The following is a 12,085-nucleotide window of genomic DNA, read 5'->3' as shown; positions in this document are numbered from 1 at the left end:
GCGGATGCAAATTTAAGACCTTTTTCCGATTACACAAGAATTTTTAGAAAAAAAATCAAATCCACCAACTAAGATTTTGATTTACTTCGTTTTAAAAACAAATTATTTTCTGCTCAGCATTCTTTTAATTTCATTCAGCTTCATTAAAGCCTCAACCGGAGTCACCGAATTGATATCGAGATTCAAAATTTCTTCTTTTATCTCTTCTAATAAAGGATCATCTAAATTAAAGAAGCTCATTTGCATTTCTTCTTTTTCCGGTTTAATTCCATTCAAAGCAGCTCCTGAATGATCTTTTTCAAGCTTTTTCAAAATTTTCTGTGCTTTAGCAATCACTAATTGCGGCATTCCGGCCATCTTAGCTACATGAATACCAAAACTGTGCGCGCTTCCTCCTTTAACCAATTTTCGAATAAAAAGCACATTATCTTTTAATTCTTTGACCGAAACATTGTAATTCTGAATACGATTCAAGGATTCGCTCATTTCGTTCAATTCATGATAATGCGTAGCAAATAAGGTTTTGGGTTTCGAAGGATGTTCATGCAAAAATTCGGCGATAGCCCAGGCAATCGAAATTCCGTCATAGGTACTGGTACCACGACCAATTTCATCTAACAATACCAAACTCCTCTCCGAAATATTATTCAAAATCGAAGCCGTTTCATTCATCTCCACCATAAAAGTAGATTCGCCCATCGAAATATTATCGCTTGCCCCTACTCTGGTAAAAATCTTATCCACCACACCCATTTTAACACTCTCTGCCGGAACAAAGCTTCCCATTTGCGCCAGCAGCACAATTAAAGCCGTTTGACGCAAAATAGCCGACTTACCCGACATATTAGGTCCGGTAATCATAATGATCTGCTGTGTTTCCCGGTCTAAGAAAACATCATTCGCAATATACGGAACACCAACAGGCAACTGCTTTTCAATTACAGGGTGCCTTCCGTTTTTAATATCCAACTCAAAAGTTTCATCCAGTTCCGGACACACATATTTATTTTCAATCGCCAATTGGGTAAAAGAACACAAACAATCCAATTGCGCAACCAAATTAGCGTTCAACTGAACCGGTTTGATATAAGTTGCAATCCAGGCGACTAATTGTTCAAATAATTCGGTTTCAATTTTATGGATTTTTTCCTCAGCTCCCAGAATTTTCGCTTCGTATTCCTTTAATTCTTCCGTAATATAACGCTCGGCACTAACCAAAGTTTGTTTTCTAATCCATTCGGCAGGCACTTTATCTTTATGTGTATTTCTTACTTCGATATAATATCCAAAAACATTATTGAATGATATTTTCAACGAAGAAATTCCGGTACGCTCCGACTCTCTCGCCTCAATTCCTTCCAAAAACTCTTTTCCGGAAGTTGAAATAGCACGCAATTCATCCAATTCCTCATTCACTCCTTTGGCAATTGCATTTCCTTTAGCAATTGCAACCGGCGCATCCTGATTCAAGGTTGCTTTTATTTTTTCACGAAGCAAATCACAACTATGCAAATTATCTCCAATAATCTTAACCGCCTCCTGCTGACTCTCCAAAGCCAAACTTTTTATTGGAATAATAGCATCCAAAGATTCTTTTAAATAAACCACTTCACGTGGAGAAACTTTTCCGGCGGCAATTTTAGAAATCAAACGCTCTAAATCGGAAATTTGCTTGATTTGATATTGCATTTTTTGCAATACTTCCTGATTCTCTTTCAAATAAGCAACTACCTCATGACGACTTCTGACTTTATTTATATCTTTCAAAGGCAAAGCCAACCAGCGTTTCAACAAACGACCTCCCATTGGCGATAGCGTTTTATCAATCACATCCAAAAGCGTCACCGCATTAGGATTGTAACTATGATACAATTCCAGATTTCGGATTGTAAATCGATCCATCCAAACATAGGCATCTTCTGCAATACGCTGAATAGCCGTTATATGCTGTACTTTATTATGCTGTGTTTCGGACAAATAATACAAAATAGCTCCCGAAGCAATAATTCCCTCCTTCAAATCCTCAACACCAAAACCCTTTAAAGAAATAGTCTGAAAATGTTTCGTCAGGGTTTCAAAAGCATAATCTTCTTTATAAACCCAGTCTTCAAGGTAAAAACAATGAAAATCTTCTCCAAAATTTCCCTTAAAATCGTTTTTATTATTTTTTTGAATCAAAACCTCAGACGGACTGAAATTCTGCAATAACTTATCAATGTATTCCGCATTTCCCTGAGCGGTCAAAAATTCACCCGTTGAAACATCTAAAAATGAAATCCCTATGGTTTTGTTTCCAAAATAAACCGAAGCCAAAAAATTATTCACCTTTGACTGCAAAACTTCATCATTCATGGAAACTCCCGGAGTTACCAACTCGGTTACACCACGTTTTACAATCGATTTAGTCATTTTCGGATCTTCAAGCTGATCGCAAATCGCTACACGAAGTCCGGCTTTTACCAATTTTGGCAGATAGGTATTAATCGAATGATGTGGAAATCCGGCCAAAGCCGTTTCGTTTTCTGAACCCGCACCACGTTTAGTTAATGTTATTCCTAATATCTTGGCGGAACGAATAGCGTCTTCTCCAAATGTTTCATAAAAATCACCAACCCTAAACAACAAACAGGCATCCGGATATTTCCTTTTTATCTCGTTATACTGCTTCATTAATGGGGTTTCCTTAACCGCTTTCTCTTTAGATGCCAACTTATTTTGAATTTAATTAATTAGAAAAAATGTGAAAGCGAATTTAAAAATTTTATAACGAATAACGACCACTTGAAAAATTAAAAACATTTTTAAGGAAAATTTAAGCCAATGGCATGATTTTTTCTTTAGATTTGTTGTACAAAATCTAAATTTCGAAAAAAATGAAAAAAATAGTTTTACTTGCAGGATTAATTGTTTTTGGAATCACTACTACCAAAGCGCAAACTACTACTAAAAAAATCAAAGCAACAGCTACTAAAATGGCGAAAGTTAACGGAGCTGGGATGGTTTTTGAAACAGAAACTATTGATTACGGAACAATCGCTCATAATGCAGACGGAAGACGTGAATTTGTTTTTACAAATAACGGGAACAAACCACTTATCATTACAAATACTGTAGGTTCATGCGGATGTACAGTACCTTCAACACCAAAAGAGCCTATTGCTCCGGGTGCTACAGGAAAAATTAGCGTAAAATATGCTACTGACAGAGTGGGGCAATTTACAAAAACGGTTACGGTAACTTCAAATGCGGAAGGACAACCTACAAAAACTTTAACTATCAAAGGAACTGTGCTTCCTGATGATGAAAAAAAGAGCTAATTTTTAAATTACATCATACTTAAAAGAGCTTCCTTTGCTACAATTGGAAGCTTTTTTTATTCGAATAAATTCCATTATTTAAAAAATGAGAAAACTAGAAAACAGCGAATTGGAACGCAAATCCATTGAAGACTTTAAAAAATCAGAAAAAACACCTCTTATTTTAGTTTTGGATGATGTACGCAGTTTGCACAATATCGGTTCAGTTTTTAGAACCGCTGATGCTTTTTTAATCGAAAAAATCTACTTGTGCGGAATTACCGCAACACCTCCTAACAAAGAAATCCACAAAACAGCTTTAGGAGCAACCGAAACTGTTGCCTGGGAACACAATGAAAATGTATTAGATACGATAGCCTCTTTAAAGCAAGAAGGAGTCCTCACACTAGCTATCGAACAGGTTGAAAATGCTGTTTTTTTACAAAATTTTGAAGTCAAAGAAAATCAAAAATACGCCTTGGTTTTTGGAAATGAAGTACACGGAGTAGCTCAGGAGGCCGTAGCAGCATGCGATGGCTGTATAGAAATACCGCAATTAGGAACCAAACATTCATTGAATATTTCAGTTAGCGCCGGAATTGTAGTTTGGGATTTGTTTCAGAAAATAAAATGGTCTAATTAAAGCTATTTACAAAAAAACAATACATTTACAATATGATAAACAGAACTTTACATATTGTAATACTACTATTATTTTTCTTAAATTATAGTTATTCAAATAACTTTTCGATTTACATTGATCCTCCAACAATAACAGCGGAAGGAGATGCCGTCTATTGCCCACAAACTTATGTAAAGATTGCCAAAAACGTTATTATTACTCATGACCCTTCAGAGACAAGCACTGATGCTGTCTATATCCAAATTTCTTCTGGATATGTTAACGGACAGGATATATTACAACTAAATAACACTTTTGACAGTACTCACCCGTTAATAACAAGCACTTTTTCACCTTCTGAAGGAAAATTAAAATTATTTAGCTCATCAGGCGCTTTAATACCGTATGAAGATTTCGAAGAAGCTATTAAATCTGTAGAATTCTACAATTCATCGCCAAATCCATCGGGAACAAGAAGCTTTTCAATCAGTATTGGTATTGGAAATCTTAGTTATCTACCCAGAAACGGACATTATTACGAATATGTTCCAGCATTAGGAATTAAATGGACTGAAGCCAGGGATGCTGCAGCTTTAAGAACTTATTATGGGCTACAAGGGTATTTAGCGACTTTAACCGCCCAAGATGAGGCACAATTAGCCGGAGCTCAGGCACCGGGAACCGGATGGATAGGAGGAAGTGATGCAGAAACGGAAGGAACTTGGAAATGGGTTACCGGACCAGAAACAGGAACTACTTTTTGGATTGGAACTGCAAATGGAAACACAACTGCTCCTGATTATTTTGCGAATTGGAATAATAACGAACCTAATAATAATATACAGCCCTTTAAACCTACTGGAGAACATTATGCCCATATTACTGCACCTGGAATTGGCAAACCAGGAGCATGGAATGACCTTTCGAATGACGGAGATCCACCAGGTAATTATCATCCAAAAGGTTACATTGTAGAATATGGCGGAATGCCTGGTGATCCTGTATTACAGCTTTCAGCCAGCACTACCATCACTATGACTAAAATCACAAGCACTACTCCGGCCTCAAGATGCCAGAGTGGTTCGCTAACCTTACAAGCTACTGCATTAAAAGGAGAAGTTAATTGGTACGATTCTCCAACAGCCGGAACTCTTTTATATACAGGAAACAGTTTCACTACACCTATCCTCTCGTCAACAACTACTTACTATGCACAAGCAGCAGATTGTTCTTCATCCAGAGTTGCTGTAACAGCAACAATTAACGACATTCCCACACTTAGTATTCCTAAAACGACCATTCCTCTATGCGGAACCGGAACAGTCACTTTAAACGCAACTACAGACTTAGGTATTGTTAACTGGTATAATCAACCAAGCGGTGGAACTATTATAGCATCAGGCAACCAATTTACCACTCCCGTAATCACCCAAAACACTACTTACTATGCAGAAGCAAACAACAATGACTGTACTTCCAATAACCGAACAGCCATAAATATCATTGTATATACTCCTCCTTCAGTTAACGACGAAGAAACAATACTTTGCCAGGGAAGCAGCAGCGAATTAAATGCCGGACTTTCAGGAATGCGTTATTTATGGTCTACAGGAGAAAACACTCAAAAAATAACTATTACGACTCCGGGAATGTATACTGTTACCGTTACTAACGAAAATAATTGCAGCAGCACTAAAACCATTATCGTAACCGAACACTTGCTTCCTGAAATTGATTACATTGAAGTAAAAGAAGCCTCCGTTCTTATTTTTCCAAAACAACCACAAGCTTATTTTGAATACGCTATTGACGAAGGTAATTTTCAAACTTCCAATGCTTTTTTTGATATTCCAAGTGGTTTACACACAGCTTATATCAGAGACATAACAGCATGCGGTCAGGATAACAAAAACTTTATTGTTTTAATTCCTCCTAAGTTTTTCACACCAAACAATGACTCTTACAACGACCGTTGGGAAATCAACGGATTAATTTATTACCCAAAAGCATCGGTACATATTTTTGACCGTTATGGTAAACTAATCAGTATTTTACATGCGCAAAATCTGAGTTGGGACGGAACTTATCATCAAACGATGCTCCCGGCAGATGATTATTGGTATGTCATGAAAATTGACGAAAACAGCCCTGAAATCCGTGGTCATTTTTCACTAAAAAGATAATTTCAGCTTTGATTTTTTTTCTGAATTTCCTCTAAAACAAAAAGATAATCCGAGGGATTATTTACAAAATCCCTTTGGGTTACATCAATGATTAAAATATTCAAATCGGTTTGTTGTTTAAGATAATCCAAATAAGCTTTATTTATTTTTTCTAAATATTCAGCCGAAATTTCCTGTTCATATTCCCTGCCTCTTTTTTTAATATTAGCCAATAAACGCTCGGGATTTTGCAGCAAATAAACGTATAAATCAGGCTTTGCTATTTCTTTATAAATAATATTAAAAAGATTTTTATACAAGTTATATTCGTCTTCCTCCAAAGTAACTTTGGCAAAAATCAACGATTTAAAAACATGATAATCGGCTACCAGGAATTTATTTTGCAAATTCAATGCTGCTAAATCTTCCGAAAGTTGTTGGTATCTATCCACCAAAAAAGACAGTTCAAGTGGAAAAGCGTAACGTTCCTGATCTTTATAAAATTTCTCCAAAAAAGAATTCCCGGCAAAACGTTCAAATAGGCTTTCAGCCTTAAAATCCTGTGCTATTTTAGAGGCTAAAGTTGATTTTCCGGCGCCAATATTTCCCTCAAAAGCAATGTATTTTAAATGCCCGAAAGAAAATTGCTGCAACGGACTTTCCAATTCTGCCACAGCTGCACATTCACCTTCATCGGTGCAAGTTTCCATTAACTCCGAAATTGTTTTATGAAAAACAGGATGAATCCAGTTCGTTTCTAAATCCTGAAAAGGGAACAGTACAAACTTTCGATCCTGCATCAACGGATGTGGCACCTGAAGCATTTCGGTATCGATAACAGCCTCATCAAAAGCAATCACATCAATATCAATAATCCGGGACTGATAGCCGGAATCCTGTTTGCGAATGCGTCCCAATTTTTGTTCCACCGCCAAGGCCTTTAAAAGCACTTCAGCAGCCGGAAAATGCGTATGTAAAACCAAAGCACAGTTATAAAAAGCATCACTATCAAATCCCCAGGCAGCGGTTTCATAAACTTTAGAAACCTTAATAACAGTACCAATTTCCTGATGTATTAATACAATGCATTTTTTTATTGCTTCGAGTCGGTTGCCCTGGTTACTCCCAATGGATAAAATAACCTGATGTTGTGCTTTCATATTAAGCACAAATTAACTAAAGAATTTTAGAAATAGCAATATCTTTGCAGTAAGAGTCCGCGTACTTATTAAAAAATGAAACAGTATTTTGACTCTTACTACTTAATATCAAAGAATATATTATGAAATTTTTAAGCAATGTCATCGCTACTGTTGTAGGTTTGTTTGTGTTTTTAATGTTGTTTTTTTTCGGAATCATTTTCATCGCTACTATGTTTAGCGGAGATGACGAAACAGCATCAGTCAAGAACAATTCGGTTCTAGAATTAAACCTCGAAGATGTAAAATATGATTATGCCGGCAAATACAAAGATCCCTGGATGAGTTTTTTTTCAGAAGAAAAAAACATTGGACTTTCGGATGTAATAAATGCTATCGACGTGGCTTCGATTGACGACAACATCAAAGGAATTTCAATTTTAAATAATGAGTCTGAATTAGGAATGGCACAAAGCAAAGATTTGAGAAATGCATTAGAAAATTTCAAAAAATCGGGCAAATTTGTCATGGCCTACGCCAATAGTTTTTCGCAAAAAGAATACTATTTAAATTCTGTAGCCAACAGTATTTACCTGAATCCTGTGGGCGAAATGGACTTTAAAGGACTTTCTTCCGAAATCATGTTCTACAAAGATTTACAGGAAAAAACCGGTGTAAAAATGGAAGTTATCCGTCACGGAAAATACAAAAGTGCCGTTGAACCATTCTTAGAAAACAAAATGAGTGAGGCTAACCGGGAACAAACCACCGCTTTGTTACAATCCGTTTGGAATGCCGTTGCTACCGACATTTCTAAAAGCAGAAATATTCCGGTTGCCCGATTAAACCAAATTGCTAGTGGTTTATTGGCCCGAACTCCTGAAATGGCTAAAAGAGAAAAACTGGTTGACTATATTGCTTATGAAGACCAATACCATGACGCTATTAAAAAAATATTACAAGTAAATTCTAAAAAGGAATACAACAAAATCTCCATTAACGATTATACCCACAAAATGATTTCGACCGCTATAATGACGGAAAGCGAAGATAAAATTGCAGTTATTTATGCCCAGGGCGAAATCCAAAGTGGTGAAGGTGATGTCAACACCATTGGCGAAGGTTCTATGCGTCGTTCGCTTCAGGAAGCCAGAAAAGACAAAAATATCAAAGCTATTGTACTTCGAATTGACAGTCCGGGAGGAAACGCCCTGACTTCCGATTTAATCTGGAGAGAAGTCGAATTGACCAAAAAAGTAAAACCGGTTGTAGTTTCTATGGGAAATTATGCCGCTTCAGGCGGTTATTATATTGCCTGTAATGCCAACGCGATTTTCGCACAAAGAAATACCATCACGGGTTCCATCGGTGTTTTTGGGATTTTACCCAACTTCAGCCAGCTGACAAAAAAAATCGGAATCAATATCGAACAGGTAAAAACACATGAAAATGCAGCCCAATACAGCCCGTTTGTTCCAATGGACGAAAATTTCAAAGCGGTAACTTTAGAAAGCATTGAGCAGGTATACAAAACTTTTGTGAACCATGTTGCTCAGGGAAGAAAAATGAATTTTGCCGCGGTTGATTCGATTGCTCAGGGAAGAGTTTGGTCAGGAACTGAAGCGCTAAAAATTGGTTTAGTGGATAAAATTGGCGGACTAAATGCTGCGATTGCCGAAGCTGCCCGTTTGTCAAAAACTGAAAATTACAGCACTCAAAATTATCCGGAATACGAAAAAGATCTTGAAGATGTATTCTCTAAAATGCCTTTTGCTAATTCGAAAGCTAGCATTATCAAAGAAGAAATTGGAAACGAAAACTACCAACTTTTACAACAAATTAAAAAGTTCCAGTCCCGAAAAGGCGTTCAGGCTTTAATGCCTTTTCAAATCAGCATTTATTAATTGATTCAAATAGACATCAAAAATCCGTTTAAAACAACTTTTAAACGGATTTTTTTATCCCCAAAAACTACTGAAGAAGCTGTAAGATATTATGAAAATATTATAAACTTCTTAAGCACTATTGCATTATTTTTGTAATAGAACATCTCACATAAAATTTAAATTCCTTCGTCATGTTAAAAAAAGCATTAAAAATTATCGGAATTATCCTTTTACTATTTGCCGGTTCCTTATTTGCCATTCCTTATTTCTTCAAAGATCAAATAAAAGCTAAAATTCTGGATGCCATTAATCAAAAAGTAGATGCTAAAGTTAGTTTTGCCGATGCCGATTTGAGCTTATTCAAAAACTTTCCAAATGCTACTGTTTCTGTTGAAAAATTAACCATCATCAACAAAGCTCCTTTTGAAGGCGATACGCTTGTGGCTTTGGGCGAATTGAATTTAAAAATGTCAGTCAAAGAATTATTCAAAGGTGATAATGAAGCCATGAATATCGACGGAATTAACTCTAAAGACGGTTTAATCAATATTATTTTTAACAAAGACGGCGTTGGAAATTATGATATTGCTCTAAAAGACGACAAAGAAACGGATGATTCCAAAAGCAAACCGCTGACTTTAAACATTCAGCAATACAAAATTGAGAATTTCCAATTCCGTTATTTTGATGAGGCTTCCAAAATAAAAATGGTTATCGACAGCCTGAATCACGAAGGAACTGGAGATTTTGCCGCATCCAAACTGGATTTGGACACTCATTCAACTGCTAAAATCAGTCTGGACATGGACAAGGTGAATTACATGAATAAAGTAGCCTTAACCTTAGATGCTGTTTTAGGAATCGATTTAGAAAAAAGCAAATATACTTTCAAAGAAAACAAAGCTTTAATCAATCAGTTGCCGTTAGAATTTGACGGTTTCATTCAACTGGTCGATGCCGGACAGGAATACGATTTAAAATTCAAAACCCCTAGCTCTTCTTTCAAAAACTTCCTTGGAGTCATTCCTGCGGCTTATGCGGCTAATTTAGACAATGTAAAAACCACCGGAGATTTTACCGTTGCGGGGTTTGCCAAAGGATTGTATTCGGACACCACCGTTCCAAAATTCAACATCGAAATCGCCTCTGACAATGCTTCGTTCCAATATCCTGATTTACCAAAATCAGTCCAAAATATTGTGATTGACACTAAAATCATCAATCAAACCGGAGTTTTAAACGATACTTATGTCAATTTGGACAAATTATCTTTCCGTATTGATCAGGATGTTTTTAATGCCAAAGCCAACATCAAAAACATTACTCAAAATGCTTTGGTAGATGCGATGCTAAAAGGAACAATCAATCTTGGAAATTTCTCTAAAGCCTATCCTGTTAAATTAGACAAACCTTTAAGCGGAATCCTGAAAGCCGATGTGACAACTAAATTTGACATGGAATCGGTAGAAAAAAGTCAGTATCAAAATATCAATAATTCCGGAACTATGAGTTTGTCCGGTTTTAAATACACGGATGAGAATGGAAAATCATTAAATATTAAAAATGCGGTAATTGCTTTCAATCCGTCACGTGTCACCCTGAAACAATTTGATGCTTCTACCGGAAAAAGTGATTTAAGCGTTACCGGAGTTTTAGAAAATTTCTATGGTTATATTTTCAAAAATCAAAATTTACAGGGAAATTTCAGTTTAACTTCCAACCAATTGGCCGTTGATGATTTCATGACCACAGAAGAAGCACCTAAAACAGAAACGAAAAAAACAGAAGCGATGAAAATCCCCGCTTTCTTAGATTGTTCGCTAACAGCCAAAGCCAATACGGTTTTGTATGACAATTTAACTTTAAAAAATGTTTCAGGAAAATTAATCGTTAAAGATGAAAAACTAACTATGGAAAACGTAAAAACTTCCATTTTTGGTGGTTCAATTGGACTTTCTGGAGCGGTTTCTACCAAAGAAAAAACACCAACTTTCGACATGGATTTAGGTTTAAATCAGGTTGATATTGCACAATCGTTCACTCAGCTGGACATGCTGAAAAAACTGGCTCCAATTGCCGGAATTGTCAATGGAAAAATCAATTCGAGCATTAAATTAAATGGAAATCTGGATGCCGTAGAATTTACGCCTGACTTAAAAACCATTACCGGAGATTTATTAGGACAGTTTCTTTCTACCACAATCAATTCCAGTAATTCGACTTTATTGACGGCTCTAACTTCGAACATCAAGTTTTTAGACATGAGCAAAATCAATTTAAATGATTTAAAAGCTGCCATTACTTTCAAAGACGGAAAAGTAAGTGTGAAACCTTTTAACATCAAATATCAGGATATTCAGGCTACCATTGGCGGAACACATGGTTTTGACCAAAGCATGAATTACAATATCAAATTGAATGTTCCTGCGAAATATTTGGGTACCGAAGCCAATGCTTTGATTTCGAAATTATCGGCTGCCGATGCAGCAAAACTCGAAAACATTCCGGTAAATGCAATGCTAACAGGAAGTTTTTCAAAACCTAAAATCACTACTGATTTAAAAGCAGCAGCGACCAACTTAACGAATCAGTTGATTCAACAGCAAAAACAAAAATTAGTCAGCAAAGGAAATGCTGCCCTGACGGATATTATTAACAAAAATAAAAAAGCCGGAGACACCACTAAAACGGTTATTCCGACAACGAAAGAAGAAGTACAGCAAAAAGCCAAGGAAGAAGTAAAAACCAAAGCAACTGATTTGCTTAATAATCTCTTTAACAAAAAGAAAAAAGTAGCTGATACTACAAAAACGAAATAATAATTTATCATTTAAAAAAAGGATGAGTTTTCAATTGAGAACCCATCCTCTTTTTATTTTATAATTAAACAGAATTTGCCAACTCACAATTTTAGGAAAATTTTAAAACTGATTTTTTGTAAGATATTTTTATATATTTGAGAAACAAAATAAAACTAGCT

General features: G+C 35.9%; 7 protein-coding genes. 5 read left to right on the top strand and 2 right to left on the bottom strand.

Translation table 11 applies throughout. The features are described 5' to 3' along the window. Nucleotides 1–102 precede the first annotated feature (102 nt). Nucleotides 103–2,709, bottom strand: coding sequence for a DNA mismatch repair protein MutS (mutS, locus tag B6A10_RS02260; RefSeq protein WP_055093642.1), 2,607 nt, complete (start codon nt 2,707–2,709; stop codon nt 103–105). Nucleotides 2,710–2,873: 164 nt separating this feature from the next. Between mutS and B6A10_RS02255 the strand changes: the two genes are divergently transcribed. The 3 genes from B6A10_RS02255 (at nt 2,874) to B6A10_RS02245 (ending at nt 6,101) form a co-directional block, all read left to right on the top strand. Beyond that, the gene (locus tag B6A10_RS02255) at nt 2,874–3,317 is read left to right on the top strand and encodes a DUF1573 domain-containing protein (protein ID WP_026712395.1); all 444 of its coding nucleotides are present in this window, start codon (nt 2,874–2,876) and stop codon (nt 3,315–3,317) included. An 85-nt stretch (nt 3,318–3,402) separates the two neighbouring features. Next, nucleotides 3,403–3,939 (top strand): RNA methyltransferase, encoded by a 537-nt coding sequence (locus B6A10_RS02250; protein WP_188219563.1) that lies wholly within the window; start codon nt 3,403–3,405, stop codon nt 3,937–3,939. Between the two features lie 32 nt (nt 3,940–3,971). Beyond that, entirely contained in the window at nt 3,972–6,101 is a 2,130-nt protein-coding gene (locus B6A10_RS02245; RefSeq protein ID WP_188219562.1) for an Ig-like domain-containing protein, read from the top strand. A gap of 2 nt (nt 6,102–6,103) precedes the next feature. Here B6A10_RS02245 and folK read toward each other — a convergent pair whose 3' ends face one another. Continuing rightward, nucleotides 6,104–7,240, bottom strand: coding sequence for a 2-amino-4-hydroxy-6-hydroxymethyldihydropteridine diphosphokinase (gene folK / locus B6A10_RS02240; protein ID WP_188219561.1), 1,137 nt, complete (start codon nt 7,238–7,240; stop codon nt 6,104–6,106). Between the two features lie 122 nt (nt 7,241–7,362). Here folK and sppA point away from each other — a divergent pair, with 122 nt between their 5' ends. Both sppA and B6A10_RS02230 read left to right on the top strand, forming a co-directional pair. Then, nucleotides 7,363–9,123, top strand: a complete 1,761-nt coding sequence (sppA, locus tag B6A10_RS02235) for a signal peptide peptidase SppA (RefSeq protein ID WP_188219560.1) — start codon at nt 7,363–7,365, stop codon at nt 9,121–9,123. 173 nt (nt 9,124–9,296) lie between these two features. After that, nucleotides 9,297–11,924 carry an AsmA family protein gene (locus tag B6A10_RS02230; protein ID WP_188219559.1) on the top strand — a complete coding sequence of 876 codons (2,628 nt, stop codon included), beginning with the start codon at nt 9,297–9,299 and terminating at the stop codon, nt 11,922–11,924. The last annotated feature ends 161 nt before the right edge of the window (nt 11,925–12,085 follow it).

The sequence above is a fragment of the Flavobacterium pokkalii genome, assembly GCF_014596575.1.
GTDB classification, from domain to species: domain Bacteria; phylum Bacteroidota; class Bacteroidia; order Flavobacteriales; family Flavobacteriaceae; genus Flavobacterium; species Flavobacterium pokkalii.
Note: the sequence above shows the minus strand (reverse complement) of the source record. Positions and strands in the feature narration are given on the sequence as shown.

Coding starts and splice junctions, on each gene's coding strand:
- B6A10_RS02255 (WP_026712395.1), top strand. CDS start 2,874: ATGAAAAAAATAGTTTTACTTGCAGGATTAATTGTTTTTGGAATCACT.
- sppA (WP_188219560.1), top strand. CDS start 7,363: ATGAAATTTTTAAGCAATGTCATCGCTACTGTTGTAGGTTTGTTTGTG.
- folK (WP_188219561.1), bottom strand. CDS start 7,240: ATGAAAGCACAACATCAGGTTATTTTATCCATTGGGAGTAACCAGGGC.
- B6A10_RS02245 (WP_188219562.1), top strand. CDS start 3,972: ATGATAAACAGAACTTTACATATTGTAATACTACTATTATTTTTCTTA.
- B6A10_RS02230 (WP_188219559.1), top strand. CDS start 9,297: ATGTTAAAAAAAGCATTAAAAATTATCGGAATTATCCTTTTACTATTT.
- B6A10_RS02250 (WP_188219563.1), top strand. CDS start 3,403: ATGAGAAAACTAGAAAACAGCGAATTGGAACGCAAATCCATTGAAGAC.